This window comes from Dyadobacter sp. 3J3 (assembly GCF_009801115.1).
GTDB lineage: Bacteria > Bacteroidota > Bacteroidia > Cytophagales > Spirosomataceae > Dyadobacter.
In genome coordinates, this window is the sequence record NZ_VTOL01000008.1 from 365,824 (window position 1) to 382,908 (window position 17,085).

The 17,085-nt window shown below is 39.2% G+C and carries 16 protein-coding genes; 3 read left to right on the forward strand and 13 right to left on the reverse strand.

The window, feature by feature from the left end; all coding sequences use genetic code 11:
• Window positions 1-47: 47 nt before the first annotated feature.
• Window positions 48-1,922 (reverse strand): M1 family metallopeptidase, encoded by a 1,875-nt coding sequence (locus tag FZF08_RS19080; RefSeq protein ID WP_159471654.1) that lies wholly within the window; start codon window positions 1,920-1,922, stop codon window positions 48-50.
• 352 nt (window positions 1,923-2,274) lie between these two features.
• Between FZF08_RS19080 and FZF08_RS19085 the strand changes: the two genes are divergently transcribed.
• From FZF08_RS19085 to FZF08_RS19095, 3 genes are all read left to right on the forward strand, one after another.
• Window positions 2,275-3,189, forward strand: coding sequence for an AraC family transcriptional regulator (locus tag FZF08_RS19085; RefSeq protein WP_159471656.1), 915 nt, complete (start codon window positions 2,275-2,277; stop codon window positions 3,187-3,189).
• A 129-nt stretch (window positions 3,190-3,318) separates the two neighbouring features.
• Complete coding sequence (locus FZF08_RS19090) at window positions 3,319-4,665, forward strand: Gfo/Idh/MocA family protein (RefSeq protein WP_159471658.1); 1,347 nt, start codon at window positions 3,319-3,321, stop codon at window positions 4,663-4,665.
• A 382-nt stretch (window positions 4,666-5,047) separates the two neighbouring features.
• Window positions 5,048-5,425 carry a T9SS type A sorting domain-containing protein gene (locus FZF08_RS19095; protein WP_159471660.1) on the forward strand — a complete coding sequence of 126 codons (378 nt, stop codon included), beginning with the start codon at window positions 5,048-5,050 and terminating at the stop codon, window positions 5,423-5,425.
• Between the two features lie 178 nt (window positions 5,426-5,603).
• Here FZF08_RS19095 and FZF08_RS19100 read toward each other — a convergent pair whose 3' ends face one another.
• The 12 genes from FZF08_RS19100 to FZF08_RS19155 all read right to left on the reverse strand — a co-directional run bounded on the left by FZF08_RS19100 (window position 5,604) and on the right by FZF08_RS19155 (window position 17,076).
• Complete coding sequence (locus tag FZF08_RS19100; protein WP_159471662.1) at window positions 5,604-8,225, reverse strand: sodium-translocating pyrophosphatase; 2,622 nt, start codon at window positions 8,223-8,225, stop codon at window positions 5,604-5,606.
• Window positions 8,226-8,438: 213 nt separating this feature from the next.
• Complete coding sequence (locus FZF08_RS19105) at window positions 8,439-9,371, reverse strand: zinc-dependent peptidase (RefSeq protein WP_159471663.1); 933 nt, start codon at window positions 9,369-9,371, stop codon at window positions 8,439-8,441.
• Between the two features lie 53 nt (window positions 9,372-9,424).
• Window positions 9,425-10,585, reverse strand: a complete 1,161-nt coding sequence (locus FZF08_RS19110; protein ID WP_159471665.1) for a DUF2062 domain-containing protein — start codon at window positions 10,583-10,585, stop codon at window positions 9,425-9,427.
• 63 nt (window positions 10,586-10,648) lie between these two features.
• The gene (locus tag FZF08_RS19115; protein ID WP_159471667.1) at window positions 10,649-11,005 is read right to left on the reverse strand and encodes a 3-hydroxyacyl-ACP dehydratase; all 357 of its coding nucleotides are present in this window, start codon (window positions 11,003-11,005) and stop codon (window positions 10,649-10,651) included.
• Window positions 11,006-11,044: 39 nt separating this feature from the next.
• Entirely contained in the window at window positions 11,045-11,677 is a 633-nt protein-coding gene (locus FZF08_RS19120) for an outer membrane lipoprotein carrier protein LolA (protein ID WP_159471669.1), read from the reverse strand.
• Window positions 11,664-12,434: a polysaccharide deacetylase family protein gene (locus tag FZF08_RS19125; protein WP_159471671.1), complete on the reverse strand. Its 771-nt coding sequence runs from the start codon at window positions 12,432-12,434 to the stop codon at window positions 11,664-11,666. Before FZF08_RS19125 ends, FZF08_RS19120 begins: the two co-directional genes overlap by 14 nt.
• A complete protein-coding gene (locus FZF08_RS19130) occupies window positions 12,424-13,386 on the reverse strand; it encodes a beta-ketoacyl synthase chain length factor (RefSeq protein WP_159471673.1) in 963 nt (320 codons plus the stop codon). Before FZF08_RS19130 ends, FZF08_RS19125 begins: the two co-directional genes overlap by 11 nt.
• A gap of 39 nt (window positions 13,387-13,425) precedes the next feature.
• Window positions 13,426-14,613 carry a beta-ketoacyl synthase gene (locus tag FZF08_RS19135; protein WP_159471675.1) on the reverse strand — a complete coding sequence of 396 codons (1,188 nt, stop codon included), beginning with the start codon at window positions 14,611-14,613 and terminating at the stop codon, window positions 13,426-13,428.
• 12 nt (window positions 14,614-14,625) lie between these two features.
• Window positions 14,626-14,883, reverse strand: a complete 258-nt coding sequence (locus tag FZF08_RS19140; RefSeq protein ID WP_159471677.1) for a phosphopantetheine-binding protein — start codon at window positions 14,881-14,883, stop codon at window positions 14,626-14,628.
• A gap of 49 nt (window positions 14,884-14,932) precedes the next feature.
• Window positions 14,933-15,544, reverse strand: a complete 612-nt coding sequence (locus tag FZF08_RS19145; protein WP_159471679.1) for a hypothetical protein — start codon at window positions 15,542-15,544, stop codon at window positions 14,933-14,935.
• On the reverse strand, window positions 15,541-16,575 hold the full coding sequence (locus tag FZF08_RS19150) for a beta-ketoacyl synthase (RefSeq protein WP_229216601.1): 1,035 nt from the start codon (window positions 16,573-16,575) through the stop codon (window positions 15,541-15,543). The genes FZF08_RS19145 and FZF08_RS19150 overlap by 4 nt, the downstream gene beginning before the upstream one ends.
• Window positions 16,576-16,662: 87 nt before the next feature.
• Window positions 16,663-17,076: a thioesterase family protein gene (locus tag FZF08_RS19155; protein ID WP_159471683.1), complete on the reverse strand. Its 414-nt coding sequence runs from the start codon at window positions 17,074-17,076 to the stop codon at window positions 16,663-16,665.
• Between the last annotated feature and the right edge of the window lie 9 nt (window positions 17,077-17,085).

A 17,085-nucleotide genomic window follows, 5' to 3' on the forward strand; every position in this document is an offset into this window, starting at 1 on the left:
GACTCAAATCAGATTTTCCTGTATTTCATTAGCCTGAATAATTCCCCCTATTTCCGGGGCACCCAAACATTATTTTCAGGCTGGACATCCAGATCAAACGCAGTACCAAGAACTATTTTTTCCAAATGTTTATTTGAAACGACATTCACCGTCAACGTTTTATTTCCCTTCGCCAAGGCGGCAATACTTGAATTGATTGTTTGTTGGCTTCCATCCTTGTAATAAACCGTAAGATGAACAGGCACAGTCAGATTTCCCAGATTTGTGATTGTTATCACCTGTTTTGTTGAAGTTCCGGTTACTTTGGTAATTGCCAGATCGGGCACACCTTTTTCGAAAAACCAATTTTTCCAAAACCAGTCTAAATTAACACCAGAACCAGTATTGATACAATTGAAAAAATCAAGCGGTGTAGGATGTTTTCCCTTCCACTGATCAATATAATAATGCATCGCTTTATTAAACAAAACATCACCCAGCATTTCCTTTACGTATAAATAACCAAGCGCAGGTTTCAGGTTTTTGGCTACATATCTGGCCGCGCCTGCAAGTTGAGGCGTCAGCGTCATGATAGGAAGTTCCTGCTCTGTCCCGACAACCGTATTTGCGTCGCTGATATCATAATTCAGTTTTACGGTTGAATCAATCAAAGGGTGCAGTAAAAATTCAGAAAGCGTTGCAAAACCTTCGTCCATAAAAGAATATTTTGTTTCATTGATCCCTACATAAAAAGGGAAAATGCTATGAAATATTTCATGTGCTGTCAACTCAATGGCTTCCTGTGGCTTTTCCAGCGGACTATTTACAACCATCATCGGATACTCCATTTCTGTGGGACCGTCAAAAATGGTTTCATGTGAAAAGGGAAACGGTATGGCAGGAAATATGGTGCTGATCAAATCTACCGTCTTATGACCGTAACCCATTACAGGCTGATATTCTTTGTGATCCGGATTAAAAACGGCGTCAATCCGGGTGCGTCTGCCCGTGGAACGATCCACAACAAGGCTCGATGCCATCCATACATAATGATTGCTGATCCCAAAAGCAAAGTCCGTAACGTTGTCTGCCTCAAATTTCCAGATTTTGACAGACTTGCCATCAGCTATTGAGTCGGTCCTTATATCTTTCTCGCTGATAATTTCCACCATCTGATCACACCTGTTTGCCTGATCAATCAGACTGAGGTACTTTGGTTTATAAACCTGAGCTGCATTTTTGAGCTCGCCTGTGGCCCAAACCTGATAATTGTCCGGAACTGTTATTTCTGTTTTAAACTGACCAAAATCATTGTAAAATTCATATTGACCCGTATATGGATATTCATTCCAGCCGTCAATATCATCGTACACGGCTATACGCGGAAAAAAATAAGCGATAAAAAAGGTACCTGAATCAATCTGACCGCCTCTGATAAATGACCCCCTGTTTAGATCATAGGAATAGGTTATATCAAATTGTACTTTTTGTTTTGGTAAAATTTTATGCCCGCGTACCGTCATATTTGTACCCCGGATGCTGTATTGTTTTGTATCAAGTTCCCGACTGTTAAAGCTGAATTTTTCAATGGAAACACCGTCTGTTAAGTCCTGCGCCTTTACCTGAACCACCCGACTGGCTTCTTTTTGGTAAATATTGGGATAGAGTTTAAACACAATCTTGCTCAGTGTATCCGGACTATTATTGACATACCGGATGCTGACAATGCCTTTTACTTTCGCGGTCAACGGATCAAAATTCACTTTAATATCATAGTCAGACCTGTTTTGCCAGTAGTTTTTTCCAGGCGCACCACCCGGGTCACGCTGCTTTTGTGAATATGATTTTTTAATGTTGGAAGCTACAGGTAAGGAAATCTGGGCACTGGCATTAATACAAATGAACAGGCTAAAAACTAAAAGCAACCTTAGAGTTTTATTCATGAATAAAGGGTCAATTAAATCAAAACAATCATCAGCCAAAACGCAATTTAGGCATCGTAATTGTTTTGATTTGGAAATAAAAAATAAACCGGTAACCGCTATTTAAATACAACAAAAAACCGATTTATCTTTCTCACAATATTCAACATTTCACCACCTCTGGTTACGGCTAACGTTAATTGACGATATATCGTAGAATTTATTCAGAAACAAATTTTATAAGTATTTGATTATCAGTTAAATATAAACTGGCACGGTTTCTGATTACTACTAATGATTCGTTAGCATAATCCATACTTCACACACTCCAGGTTTAAAACATCCCAACCCAGAATCTAAAAAAGCAACGGTTATGAATCCCTTACATGTTTACCCCATTCCTTCTTCCATAACATCTGGATACAGTAATCCTGTAAATTTGAAAAAGGAGTTACATCCTTCTTTTGAAATCAGAGCTTTGGAGTCAACGCCTTTTTGTAAAGCCCATGCAAGTTCAAAGTCTGTGACAGAAAATTTATATGAAATTATCTGGATCAGGAAAGGATCCGGAAAGTTCAGGATTGATATGCAAGCACAGGAAATTCATGATCATAATGTAGTTTTATTATCTCCTGGTCAACACTATAATTTTCAGCCCTTTGGCATTTTGGAAGGTTACAGCATTTGCTTTTCAGAGGATTTCCTTTGCCTCACAGGGAGAGAAGCATGCGATCTTTTTCATTCAGCCAAACAAACTGGCCGAAACATTTTTCCGGCAATTCAACTGGATAATAATCTGCAAGGCGACATTGATATGATCGTACAAAATATGATCAAAGAATGTTCCAATTGCTTCAAATCCAGATCGGAAGTATTACAAGGATTATTAAAAATTCTGATGATCTACCTTTCGCGCAAAATTGATACTCATCCTGCTACAACCTTGTCCGGAAGTAGTAAAGAGCTCCTTAAAAAATTTGTTCTGCTGGTGGACCAGAATTTCATTCGTAAAAAAATGGTTAACGATTACGCTTCTGATCTTTTTGTTTCTCCTAATTATCTTAACGAAGTTGTTAAAAAACAGACTGGTTTTACCGCGAGTTATCATATACAGAAGCGGGTGGTTTTGGAAGCTAAAAGACTTGCGCTGAATCCGGAAATAAATATGAAAGCGATTGCATTTCAGCTTGGGTACGATGACGTTGCACATTTTAGCAAATTCTTCAAAAGCTGCAACGGGATCAGTTTTACAGATTTTCGAAAAAAAATTAATACGATGCAGGATTAGGCAAAATTCTTAGCGCTCCTTACAAGTAAATTTCTTCCGTATTCGACTTCATTGAAATAGCACACCAGGATATGTTCTTTCTTAAAATGAATCATTTCCTATAATAGTAAAACGCATTTCAAAACATTTATGGAACACAGAAGGGATTTCTTAAAAAAGATAGCGGTAGCGTCCTCTGGTATTGCCTTTGGCGGTTCCGCTTTGGGTTTCAGTGCCAAAAGTTACAATCGCATCATTGGTGCCAATGAACTCATACGGGTTGCAACAATTGGTGTAAACAGCCGGGGGAAAAGTATGTCGGCTACCTTTGCCGGGCAGAAAAATACAGAAGTCGGCACTGTTTGCGATGTGGATTCCAGAGCAATTCCACTTGCGATTGAAGAGATCAAAAAAATAAAGCCGGATGCTGCGCCAAAACCTGAGAAAGATTGCAGAAAAGTACTTGAAGATAAATCCATTGACGCAATTTATATTGCGACGCCTGATCACTGGCATGCTCCGCTGACCATTATGGGCTGCCAGGCTGGCAAACATGTGTATGTTGAAAAACCACTCAGCCACAATCCAAGAGAAGGCGAACTCGCTGTGGAAGCCGCAAGAAAATACAAGCGCGTGGTACAAATGGGAGCTCAGCGCCGTTCAGCGCCGGTTTTAACACAAGGAATTAACGAACTTCACCAGGGAATTATTGGACGGGTTTATCTTGCAAAAACCTGGTATACCAACAACAGAAAATCAACTTTTCTGAAACCGGGAACGGTTCCAGCCTGGCTGGACTACGATTTATGGCAGGGGCCAGCTCCAAGAATGTCTTTTAAAGAAGGATTGATCCATTACAACTGGCACTGGTTTTGGCATTGGGGTACTGGCGAAGCACTTAACAATGGTACGCATGAAGTAGACGTAGCACGCTGGGGCCTTGGCGTGGATTTCCCAACCCGCGTGAGCTCTGTTGGCGGCCGATACGAATTTAAGGACGACTGGGAAACGCCCGACACGCAGGTTGTAGCGATGGATTATCCGGGCCGCGTCTCCTTAGTATGGGAATCCAGAAGTTCGAATGGGAGAAAAATTGAAGGCCTTGACCGTGGAATTATTTTTTATGGCGAAAATGGAAGTCTGGATACTGGCGGGGATAGTTATACAGTTTATGATCTTGACGGTAAAAAAATTAAAGAAGTCAAAGCGACTGACCAGGCTGCTGATATACAGGGGCGCAATACGGCAAGTCCAAGTCTGGGAATGGACAATCTGCACGTTATGGATTTTCTGGATGCGATCAAAAATAATCGTAAACCTAATTGCGATGTTGAAATTGGATTCAAAAGCGTTGTTGCGATGCAGCTAGGTAACATAGCCTGGCGTGTTGGGCGGGATTTGAAAATCGACCCGAAAAATGGTCATATCATTGGTGATTCCGAAGCTGAAAAATTATGGTCGCGTGACTATGAAAAGGGCTGGAAACCGATTGTTTAATATTTGTCATTATCGAAAGCCGGAAGGATCAGATTGCTGATTTTCCGGCTTTTTTCTTTTTGATAAAACAAAAAAAACCTTCTTCTTATTGCCTGTCAATTTCTTTTTCTCTTCTCATAAAATGATACTATTTTTTTAAATAAGCCAAATTTAACCGGCGAATCGCATTTCTTTCACTTTGAATCTCCCAACCACACCGATAAATACATAATAACCTTACTATAAGGATACTAAATTGATTTCAGAGACAGATAACTGCCCTTTATCATGTAACATTCACTTTTGGTCGAAGTTGATTTTTTGCTGTTGTTTTCAGCCGTATTCTTGCATCATCGGAACGCAGCACAAAGCTGCTGACAAAACATTTAAAACAACAGATACCATGAAAACGCCAACACTTTTTTTATCAGCCGCATTCTCTCTTTTGCTTTCAGTAAACAGCTTTGCAGGAATTGCAAAATCTACAGACAGTGCCATCGAGGCGGAAAACCAAATTGCAATTACTTCACCCGTTTCAGGAAAAATTGATGTAATGATTAAAAAATCAGATGGAAAAAATCGATCTATCCGCGTTGTGGATGAAAATGGCAATACACTTGTCAGCATTACCGTAAAAAATTACGAAGATACCCGCACCCGTTTTGACCTCAACAATCTGACCGATGGTGACTATCAGGTAATGGTCACAGATGGTACAACAACAGTCGTCAAACCAATTACACTTGATACCCATGATTACAGAACCGTTAAAATGGGTTAAATTTCAACAGATTTTTATTTTTATACCGAATGTCATCTGGTTACTTTGGTTGCCTGGCAGGGTATAAATACAAAAATGACCGCAAAAGCTAAAAACAGCTTATGCGGTCATTTTTGTATTGGTGTAATTTAAAAATTCACCAGGTTAATTGGCTTCGTGATTACCAACCAGGCAATTGTTACTTTTTGGTTACCCTGATTGATATACGGCGGTTTTCTGCTCTTCCTTTATCGGTGTCATTTGAAGCAACAGGATGTTCTTCGCCATAACCTTCTGCTTCCAGACGTGATTTGTCGATACCCAAATCTTCCAGTGATTTTTTGACTGATTGAGCTCTTTCGCTGGAAAGTTTCAAATTTGCAGCTGCATCGCCAGTATTATCAGTATATCCACCCAGTTTAATTTTAACATCAGGATACGCTTTTAATATTTCAGCAACATTTTCAAGCTGTTCCTTCGACTTTGGTTCAAGTTTATCACTTCCGGTTTTAAACAATAAACGGTCAAAATCAAACCACGTTTCCTTATCCACTTTTTTATCAGATTTGATAAAATCCAGTAAAGCCGCTTCAACAGGATTTCCGGAAGCAGCGATATTTAACTTCATTCCGTTTAAATCAAGCACAGTAGTCTCTACTTCTGTTATTGGCATTTCGATAATTTCCTCTTCCACTACTTCAACACCAGCAGGGATAACGGCAATATGTGGTGCAATTACCAGGGAAACAATGGACATCAATTTGATCAGAATGTTCATAGACGGGCCCGAAGTATCTTTAAAAGGATCACCCACAGTATCGCCCGTTACAGCAGCTTTATGTGGATCTGAACCTTTATAATATGTTTTACCATTAATAACGGCTCCTTTTTCAAAAGATTTTTTGGCATTGTCCCAGGCACCACCTGCATTATTCATAAAAATACCCATCAAAACGCCGGATACCGTAACACCAGCCAGCGTTCCGCCAAGTACTTCCGGACCAAAAAGAAATCCGACAATAACAGGTACCAGCAAAGCAATTAGTCCCGGGGCTACCATTTCTCTTATGGATGCTTCCGTAGAAATCGCTACACATTTGTCATACTCCGGTTTTGCAGTTCCTTCCATTATTCCCGGAATTTCCCGGAACTGTCGCCGTACTTCTTCCACCATTTTCATAGCCGCCCGGCCTACCGCGGCAATAGCCAGAGAAGAAAATATGAACGGAATCATGGCCCCTACGAAAAGTCCGGCCAGTACATTGGCCTTGTATATATCAATGGAGCTTATCCCAGCCACTCCACAAAATGCAGCAAAAAGAGCAAGCGAAGTAAGCGCAGCGGAAGCAATCGCAAAACCTTTTCCGGCAGCAGCCGTAGTATTCCCTACCGCGTCCAGAACATCAGTACGGCCACGAACCTCTTCTGGCAAATGGGCCATTTCAGCAATACCACCCGCATTATCCGCAATAGGACCGAAAGCATCAATAGCAAGCTGCATAGCGGTAGTCGCCATCATTCCGGCAGCCGCAATGGCCACACCATATAAACCTGCGAATTCATAACTGATAAAAATCCCGGCAGCTAAAACCAGCGTAGGAATAACGGTTGATTCCATTCCCACAGAAAGTCCACCGATAATATTGGTCGCATGACCTGTTGATGACTGATTGACAATGGATTGAACAGGCCGTTTCCCCATAGCTGTGTAATATTCAGTCACGGTTGACATAATAGCACCGACAATGGATCCCAGCAAAATCGCGTAAAAAACGTGCATGGAAGTGAATTCCACACCACGAATGGTAAGAGTTCCTTCTGGTAACATCCACATGGTCAAAGGATAACATGCAATTAATGTCAAAACAATAGAACCCCAGTTTCCCCGGTTCAAAGCACCTTGTACATCACCATGATCGCCACTGATCCGAACAAAAAGCATACTGATAATGGATGCTATCAAACCAATACCTGCGATTACCATGGGCAATAAGATGGGTGATATTCCCCCAAAATTATCTGTTCCTTCGGCAATAATTTCTCTTCCTAAAACCATGGTTGCCAGAATCGTGGCCACATAAGAACCAAACAAATCGGCTCCCATACCCGCAACGTCACCCACATTATCTCCCACGTTATCAGCGATCGTTGCCGGGTTTCTTGGATCATCTTCGGGAATTCCTGCTTCCACCTTTCCCACTAAATCGGCTCCAACATCCGCGGCTTTTGTATAAATACCTCCACCCACACGTGCAAAAAGTGCAATAGATTCTGCCCCAAGAGAAAAACCAGCCAACACTTCAAGCACTTTCTCCATGCCAAGTCCGTTGACATCACTGCTATCTCCAACAAATACACTGTAAAGAATTATAAACAAACCGCCCAATCCAATCACAGCCAAACTCGCAACCCCGATTCCCATCACGGAACCGCCGGTAAATGAAACTTCCAGCGCTTTGGTAAGACTTGTACGCGCAGCCTGAGTGGTCCGCACGTTGGATTTGGTAGCAATATTCATCCCAATATACCCGGCAAAAGCAGAGATGAAGGCACCTGCCAGAAAGGAGGCACCAATAAAAACACTGGAATTTTCAACCAGTGTGCCGGAATAACCTAACAATATACTAACAATGATACCGAAGATAATCAGAACGCGCCATTCCGCTTTAAGAAATGCAAGGGCACCGTCAGCGATTGCATCTGCGATTTCTTTCATGGTGCCATCACCGGCATCCTGCCTGATCACCCAACCTCTTTTAAAAAACATAACCAGCAAGCCAATCAGGCCTAATACTGGCACTAAATAGGTAATATTACTCATGCGCGATATGAATTGGTTAAAAGGTTTTAAATTCTCGTAAATATAGAGAATGCGACCTCATAACAAAATCAAAAACCGCTTATTTTTGTTTAATTCATATTTTTTTTGTGAAAAAATATAGAAATTAAATATAAGTAAGTCAATAAAAAAATATACTAGTCAATGTTTACTATACTACTAAGACATTCACACTACTGTTAATCAATACATTAACTAGGAAGCAGGTTCGATGTGATAAAACTTGGAGAGAATTTCATATAGTTCAGGGTGTTTGTGCTCGAATTCTTCCGGATTATTGAAGAAATATTCACTGACAACAGCAAGAAATTCTGCATTGTTTGTAATTGCATAAGGATTAATATCCGATTCGCCGCTCCGTATATTTTGCATTTCTTTTTTGATCAAATGAAGCCATGGCAAAGTATAAGCATGATCTGCCAAACGTTCAGGAACTCCGTCGGTATCGCCATCTTCACGATCCAAAAGATGTACGAATTCGTGAATCCCAACATTGTTTTCTCCCTTTTTACCGTTAAAACCACTCAACAAAGCTGGCTTAGACAAAAGCAGGGAATGATTCATATACCGGTTGCCAACCATACCTTCAATATTTTCATCGTGCTTGTGCGCACCAATTTCAAACTTTTCACTGAAAGAGGCCGGATAAACCAGAACCTCGTTTAAATCGGGATAATCAAAGGCCGGAAAAGCGAAAGTCGGAATGATCGAACTCGCGGCAACTAATACGCGAATTTCATCGTCAATATCCGTATCAATACCTTCCACTCTTTTTGCAAGCAAAAACAACTGTACTCTTTTTTCAAATAAAGTTTGTTTCTGAGCATCCAGATTTTTATAGAATACCGAATGTTTTTCAAGAATTTGACGCCAGGCCGCCGGAAATGGAGTTTTAAAAACTGCCAGTCTTTTATAAGATTTGTTGTGGTACCGGCGGTGAAAAATGGCAATAATACCTACGATTAAAAATCCGGCAAGGTATAAAACCGTTTTATGACTAAAATAAGCGAGCAAACCAAACAGAATCATAACGCCAAATTCCCAGCCAATAGCCCTTACCCGCGCTGATCTGAAAAGATTTTGATAATAATTTTTCAAGTCTTCGGCAGTCGAAATAGTAGCACTCATATCTGGTAAATGATTTAGATGAAGGAAGTAATTTGACTTGATTTATTGAAAAATCAAACCTCCTTTCTTACCAATTTAAAAATAAGCCATGAAATACCAAAAGCAGAAAGACCCATGAAAACAGCCAATAAAGTACCACCGAGAAAATACTGAACAAAGTTTTTATTGATACAATCCAGAGTGAGATCCTGCATCGATTCAAGCTGAACACCGTTTTTATAAAACAGACCACCGAATTTATAACTGAAAAATATAATGAGCGGAATCAGCGGCGGCAGACTGATATTCGCCGCTGTAAGAAAAAGAACTTTGTTCATTTTGAAATAAACAGAAAGCGGAATACCAACCAGAAGTTGAAAACCCCATATAGGCACGATACCCATAAAAAAACCAAAACCAATAGAAATTGACTTGCTAAAATTGGTTTCACCCTCCTTAATTGCTTCCTCTTTTATAATCTTCCAAAGTCCTTTTTTTTTAACAAAAAGAAAAAGTCGCTTGGGCAAAAAATATAACAAAGTAAGGATAACGAAATATGTATTCAGAATACTTATTCTTGTAAAATCCTGAAATGGCCGAAAATGAGTTACGCGCTCATTGCTGTCATAAATCACCTGAATATCAATAGGTAATATTTCAACATTACGCCAGGCAAGTTTTACTATGACTTCGATTTCGGTTTCAAATTTCGTCGTAAGAAGTCTTATTTTGTTAACTTCTTCTAATGGATATAACCTGAACCCAGTCTGCGTATCCGGCAAAACAAGACCCGTTTCTACCCTGAACCAAAAATTAGAGAATTTGTTACCAAAAGAACTTTTTCCCGGCACACCCGCCTGCTCCATATTACGGGACCCCATTATTAAAGCACCCGGATTTTGATATGCTTTCTCAATAAAAAGAGGAATATCCGAAGGCAAATGCTGTCCGTCTGAATCAATTGAAATGGCATTTTTATAACCCCGACCCAGTGCTTCTTTAAAACCGCGCCTTAATGAAAATCCTTTTCCACGGTTTCTGTCGTTATGAATTACCCGAATTTCATTTCCGTATTCGGATAAAATACTAACCGTTTCATCCGTAGAGCCATCATTAATCACAATCACATCTTCCCTGCCACTGTATGCCAAAACACCGTCAATGACCCGTCGGAGTGTTTTGTGATTGTTATAGGTTGGAATAAGAACGCAGCAATGTATGTCTTTTAAAGTCATTTGTTAATGGACGATGTAACTGAAATACTTTCAGATGAGGCCGTTTGATCTTTAACTTTTTAGCTAAATATAAGAGACTTGTGTCTTAAAAAACGTTATGTTTTCCCAGCTTCCGGAGGCCAAAACTTCTAAAACTTCGCCGCTCTTAAATTTGATGTCTAGATATACGTTCCGGGTTTCTTTTGGATTTATTACATTAAGAAATTTAGTGGTCCGCATTGTTTTCATTTTCAATGTTCTTCCCAAATGTTTCTCCAGCAATTCCTTCACAATTTGCAGCTGCAAAACACCAGGTAATATGGGCGAGCCCGGGAAGTGCCCTGCAAATATAGCGTGATCCGGATTTATGGAAATTGTAGCCAAAATCACTTCCGGACTAACATCAAAACCGGCTATTTTATAAAGGTTTTCGGAAAACATTTGATAGTGCATTTGATAAATCCTGAATGAAAAATCAGATCATAAATTGTTAAAAACAGTCTCAGCAATGGGCTGATTAAACTTTTCATTCTGGAATTTCATAATACTTTTGTCGCCACCCTTTTCAAAAAATGTAAGTTCCTTTAAACGTAGATTATTTCTTAAAAAAACCAGATTAATCTTAGTATATACATTTCTCATCCGCTTGTTCGTCGGCGTTAATATAACCTGATAATGATCGGCGTTTTCCATACAAACCTGCGTAAAAGCTTTGCTTTGCTGAAAATCTCCGTTGACAAGCCCAAGCATAACCTGCTTAATTTGTCCGGCCATTTTTCCGGCAGAACCTAGATTTTTCTCTTTTCCCGCATCCAGCACACGCAATTTTTCGCCTTTGATCAGAATAATATATTTGAAAGGCATTTGTTGTTCCCAACGCATTTGATCTTCCTTTTTGTAATAAAATACACCCGAAGACTTTTCAGGTTCTTTCAAAAAAGATAAAAATTTTTCCTCTCTAAAATCAGCCTGAATGGAAGAAGTCGCCAGCGATGACTTTCTCAAATCTGCCAGTATTTTATCAGGATTAGCTGCCGGTTTGAATTCCTGTGCAAATAGCGTCCCGCTAAAAATGCTTAAAAACAGGATGAAATATATCTTAAATAACTTCATAAGGTTCTTTATTAATGATGACTGAAAGAGGCTGGATTTCAATATTTTTATTGAAACAATGCTCAATAAGATCTTCCAGTGCATCGGCAGTTACAGCACGGTTGTCGTGCAGCAATACGATATCTCTTCTTTTTAACTTGGAAATGACTTTTTCAATCAGCTGGTATTTATTTTTCGCTTTTGTATCAAAACTTCGCAGCGACCAGCCTATCGACTGCATTTTTAATTCCTTTAAAACTTTGGCATAACGTAGGTTAGTAACACCAAAAGGCGGCCGAAAAAAAACGGGGGATTTTCCCAAAGCAGCTGTTACAGCTTCATTGCAATGTACCAGATCCTGATTGAGTCGTTTTTTGGAGAAAAATGCGATCAGGTGGTTATGACTGTAAGAATGATTAGCGACAATATGTCCTTCTTCATCCATCTGCCTAATCAAATCCGGATATTTTTCCGCCTTTTCACCTATCACAAAAAAGGTTGCTTTTACTCCTTTTTCTTTCAAAACTGCCAAAATCCGAGGTGTTATTTCCGGATCCGGCCCATCGTCAAAAGTGAAAGCTACGGATTTTTTATTCCCTCTGTGGATGGATTTAACAAAATAATTCGCCTTGATTTGAAAAGACCCGTAAGTTGTACTGGCCAGATATAAAACAACGATCAAACCAAGAATTATCTCAACATAACCTGTTTCCCAAAAGGAAAATCCACACAAAACCAGTGCGATAGCAGAAATAGCCGTAACGATGTTATGCTTCAAGAGATTCGATTAATGTTAAGCCCAAATTTATTTTATTTAATCGGTTAATAATCAATACCGTTTTTATCTTATTGTTATCCTGAATTCTGTCAACAGCATAATGAATTGCAAAAGCGGAATTCGATGGATAAACCCCGATAAGATTCGTGTAATTTAGGACTTCTGAGCTTACATCAAAACGTTGAATAAAATCTGCAACCTGACCAGAATCTTTTATATCATAAAAATCACTATAAAGGACCATATCGATTTCTGATTTTTGCAAAGTATTATTTGTTAGAAAATTTTCTATCGATTCTTCAATATCCTCAACCAAACCCACCGTCTCAATGTCCTTAATCCTAGCCAATGATTTAACCGATTGCTCTTTCGATACTAAAAAAAATGAGGCTCCGGAAGTCAAATTAACTTCTGATTTTACATGCAAATGTTCTCCGATTATGCTCAATAATTCAATATATTCATCGGCAGCACCAACGATAATATTGTCATTTCCTTCACCCAAAAGCAAACCGGCATCGATTAAAGCATATTCGAAAGAAAGTGTGTTTTGAGTATGCGTCATGTTATAACCGTGATTTCCAATGCTTAAAGAAATCTGCCCGGCTATGGTATTATGCGTAGACTGAATAAATGATGTCGGTGGCAATAGTCCTTCTATCGTCAGAAAGTTATTCAGGAATTTTTCAGTATCCTGCAAACAACCCAATCCTGTTCCAACGATAATTGCACCTGGCTGATCAATTGCTGCTTGCTTTAAACAATCCTTTGCAGCCGTTACCGACATCCTCAAAATTTTGCTCATCCGGCGAAGTAAACCTGCGTCAATGTATTCCTTAAAGTTAGGAATGATCAGTTCTGAATTATTTTGTAATGGCTCAATAGATTTCGAAAAACCTGCATTTTTGAAGGTAGGCTGATGAGAAATCGTTGAAGCGGCAGTTATATACATTTCACTTTTTTTGAAAATCGCTGGCGAAATAGGCTGCGATTAAGAAATATTAACGGTAAAAACCAAGGATGAATTATTTCCACCAAAACCAAATGAATTGGATAACACCGAAGTCACGGGCTGGTCTGTCTGAAATTCCGTGCTAGGTACCAATCCCGTTTCCAGAATGGCCTGACTATAATTCAGGTTTGGAAAAATAAAATTATTTTGGATGGCAAGCACAGAAAAAACAGCTTCAATAGCACCCGCAGCTGCCAGGGTGTGGCCGGTAAAAGGCTTTGTAGAACTAAAATCGGGATAATTATCTCCAAAAACATTAAGCAAAGCTACGGATTCCGAAAGGTCATTATTCTTCGTTCCGGTACCATGCGCGTTGATATAGGAAATATCCAAAGCGCTTAATCCTGAAACTTCAATGGCATTTTGAATAGCCAGCGTCGCTCCTCTTCCATCCGGAGAGGAAGCCGTCTGATGATAAGCATCAGCGGCATTGGCCCAGCCACTCAAACACGCTAGGGTTTCGTTACCTGACAATTCCACACTTTTATCATTTTCCAACAACAAAAACGCAGCACCTTCGCCCAGATTCAGACCACTGCGTGATTCATCAAAAGGCCTACACCACTGATCATCATAGATCATCAAAGATCGGAAACCGTTCAACGTAAATTGTGTCAAAGCATCCGTTCCTCCAACCAAAACACGGTCAAGTTTACCTTGCTCAATCAATCGCGCGCCAAGCATAATTGCATTCGCACCCGAAGAACAAGCGGTTGAAAGTGTATTGATGTAACCCGAAATGCCTAATTCCGCAGCAATTCTTTCTGTTGTATTACCACTATCGTGACATTTCAAAACCTGAAAGTCAGGATTGGTATGACCCAGATAATTCCGGTAAAAATGTTCTGTCTGATCCATTCCACCCACTGAGGTAGCCGAGATAATACCCGTCCGCAATTTGGCTGAAAGCTTATTACCTCCCCATGCTTCTCTTGCTGCTGCTAATCCTAACAGGGAGGTTCTGGAAACTGGTCTGGATTTTACGTGCAGTCTGTTGATCAATTCCTCATTGGAACACTTGACTTCACCCACCAGGTACGCTCCTTCCTGATCAAGATATTGTATCCGGCCAATACCGGACTTACCATTTTCCAGGGAAAACAGATTTTCTGCAACATTTAATCCGATTGCTGAAATAATACCAATACCTGTAATTCTAACGGCCATTTTATGCTAATCTTATGCTTTTCTTTTTTCGATGTAATCGGCCATGGTATTGATTGACAGGAATGCAACTTTTCCCTCATCCGGATTTGTAACCTGAATCCCGTAATATTTCTCCATCAAAACAATCAGTTCCAGTGCATCTATCGAATCCAGTCCGATCCCTTCTGTACTGAAAAGCAAAGCATCATCATCAATATCCGAAACCTGTAAATCTTCAAGATTCAATTCTTCTATAATGTGCTTTTTTAGATCTTCTTTTAAAGTATCCATTTATAATAATTCGTTAATTCAGCTATCTGTGATCTTTTCATCAATACGTTCAAAGACCTGAGTATTTTAAAATATTTTCTGCATCAAACTTTTCGCCATTAGTGTTTTCTGTTTCAACTAAAAACATAAAAACCTGCACCCGCCCTTCCGATATCCCAAGCCACCCCGCGAGCATGGCCTTTGAGCCTGTATTTAATAAAATCGTACCATACTGCACGAAAAAATCAGGTGTGAATTTAGGTAAAATGGCAAACATATTTTCACCAAACCATTTATTTCTAATCGAAATTTCCCCTAAAACGATATTGGGCAAAGTGTAAACAAATAAGGATGGACTTGGTGTTTTCTTTTCCAGAAAGGATTCTTTAAAACGAATATCGGTGTCCGCGCTTGATTTGCTGTTCGCAAAAAGGAGAGCTATTTCATCATCTTTATATTTTGATATCAAATCAGGCTTAGCTCTTTTTATAAATTCTGATCCTATAAAACCTCCCTGGGAAAGCATATCCATTTTATAAAATTTCGGATATTCTATGCCGAGTTCTTTATACAATTGCTTGAACCAACTGTCCGGAGATTCCTCATTTTTATGTAAAACAGTTTCACCGTTTACAAAGCAGGAGTTTTCATTGATATGACAACAAACGGTAATAAAACTCATATTTTCCGAATGACTAAGGATGCATTACAACCTCCAAAACCTGAGGCGGTTTTCAAAATTGTATTTAATTCGGAAGATTTATTTTCTGTGGCGATATTCAAGGTTTTTGAAGTACCGGATTCTTTATAACCAAGACTTTTAACCAGTAAATTATTTCGCATCATTTGTAGAGAAATCGCCGTTTCAATTACGCCGGCTGCTCCTAAGGTATGTCCAAAATATCCTTTCAGACTATTAAGTGGTTTCTCATTGATTTCCAAACGTTCAAAAGCAATGGCTTCCATTTCATCATTAAAAACAGTAGCCGTACCATGTGCTGAAATAAAATCAATTTCATTACCATCGATATGATTTTGTTCAAGCGTCTTCTTTACGCTTCTGAACAAACCTTCTCCCGTCCTTGAAGGACCAGATATATGGTTTGCATCATTAGCAGAAGTGCCAGTGAGTAACTGAAAAGAAGATTTTTGAAATATTTCTTTTGAACTGGACAACACAACGGCCGAGCAGCCTTCTCCCAAAGTAATACCGTCCCTGTCAACATCGAAAGGTGCACAAGGCTTAGCACTTACAGCAAAAAGGGATTGAAAACCATATAGAACAAAATCAGAAATGACATCGCAACCCAATACAATGGCGTGATCATACAATCCTGATTTTATAAAATTACCAGCTGCATTAATTGCTAAAACACCGGATATGCATGCGTTTGAAACCACAATCGGCTCATTGGCCAGTTCAAAATACTTTACAAATGCAGTTATGGAATCTGCAAAGGGGTTCGAAATATTTCTATCCAGATCACCTTTGGTGGAGCTGATTATAACAATTGTCTTTTTTGACAAAACAATACTGGGATCAACCTGTTTTAATACTTTTTCGAGTATATCAATTATAAGAAACTCAAATTTGTTATAATTTGGAATGCCAGCAATTTTTGATAAATGAATCGATTCATCGTTAAAACCAGCATGAGGAATTAAGGAAATCCCTGAACGGTTTTCATAAACCGACAGGAAATTTTCTTCCATGTTTTGTCCCAATGGACTTATTATTTCCTCAGCACCAATAAAAATCATTCTTTAACTAAAATTCTGTCAGGGATTATTTAAATCAAACTATACAAGATGATCTTCTTTCCAGATCCTGTAAAAATCCGGTGTTAACAATTCCAGCGTTCTGGATTGACGATCAAGAAATACCTGCATCGTTTTGCCTACGGCACAAATTTCATTTGTTGACAGGTTAATTACCTGATATTCAAACATTATTTTAGCCGCTTTGGAAGAAATGAATTTAGTAATTACCTTAATTTTTTGTCCGTAAAACACCGATGCTTTATGATCAATTTCTGATTTTACAATGGGAGTAAAATAACCCTTATCGAAAATCGTCAAATACTCCAGTCCAAATTCTCTGCCAAAAGCTTCTCTACCATCTTCAAAAAATTTGAGATAGTTGCCATGCCAGACAACGCCCATGGCATCTGTTTCACTAAATCTTATATCAATTTCAATTTCAGAAGAAAGCATATTTTATAA

Excerpts from the sequence above, each read along its gene's own strand:
- FZF08_RS19105 (WP_159471663.1), bottom strand. The coding sequence starts at position 9,371 with ATGAGTGCTACTATTTCGACTGCCGAAGACTTGAAAAATTATTATCAA.
- FZF08_RS19155 (WP_159471683.1), bottom strand. The coding sequence starts at position 17,076 with ATGCTTTCTTCTGAAATTGAAATTGATATAAGATTTAGTGAAACAGAT.
- FZF08_RS19150 (WP_229216601.1), bottom strand. The coding sequence starts at position 16,575 with ATGGAAGAAAATTTCCTGTCGGTTTATGAAAACCGTTCAGGGATTTCC.
- FZF08_RS19145 (WP_159471679.1), bottom strand. The coding sequence starts at position 15,544 with ATGAGTTTTATTACCGTTTGTTGTCATATCAATGAAAACTCCTGCTTT.
- FZF08_RS19100 (WP_159471662.1), bottom strand. The coding sequence starts at position 8,225 with ATGAGTAATATTACCTATTTAGTGCCAGTATTAGGCCTGATTGGCTTG.
- FZF08_RS19090 (WP_159471658.1), top strand. The coding sequence starts at position 3,319 with ATGGAACACAGAAGGGATTTCTTAAAAAAGATAGCGGTAGCGTCCTCT.
- FZF08_RS19140 (WP_159471677.1), bottom strand. The coding sequence starts at position 14,883 with ATGGATACTTTAAAAGAAGATCTAAAAAAGCACATTATAGAAGAATTG.
- FZF08_RS19135 (WP_159471675.1), bottom strand. The coding sequence starts at position 14,613 with ATGGCCGTTAGAATTACAGGTATTGGTATTATTTCAGCAATCGGATTA.
- FZF08_RS19130 (WP_159471673.1), bottom strand. The coding sequence starts at position 13,386 with ATGTATATAACTGCCGCTTCAACGATTTCTCATCAGCCTACCTTCAAA.
- FZF08_RS19115 (WP_159471667.1), bottom strand. The coding sequence starts at position 11,005 with ATGTTTTCCGAAAACCTTTATAAAATAGCCGGTTTTGATGTTAGTCCG.
- FZF08_RS19110 (WP_159471665.1), bottom strand. The coding sequence starts at position 10,585 with ATGACTTTAAAAGACATACATTGCTGCGTTCTTATTCCAACCTATAAC.
- FZF08_RS19080 (WP_159471654.1), bottom strand. The coding sequence starts at position 1,922 with ATGAATAAAACTCTAAGGTTGCTTTTAGTTTTTAGCCTGTTCATTTGT.
- FZF08_RS19095 (WP_159471660.1), top strand. The coding sequence starts at position 5,048 with ATGAAAACGCCAACACTTTTTTTATCAGCCGCATTCTCTCTTTTGCTT.
- FZF08_RS19120 (WP_159471669.1), bottom strand. The coding sequence starts at position 11,677 with ATGAAGTTATTTAAGATATATTTCATCCTGTTTTTAAGCATTTTTAGC.
- FZF08_RS19085 (WP_159471656.1), top strand. The coding sequence starts at position 2,275 with ATGAATCCCTTACATGTTTACCCCATTCCTTCTTCCATAACATCTGGA.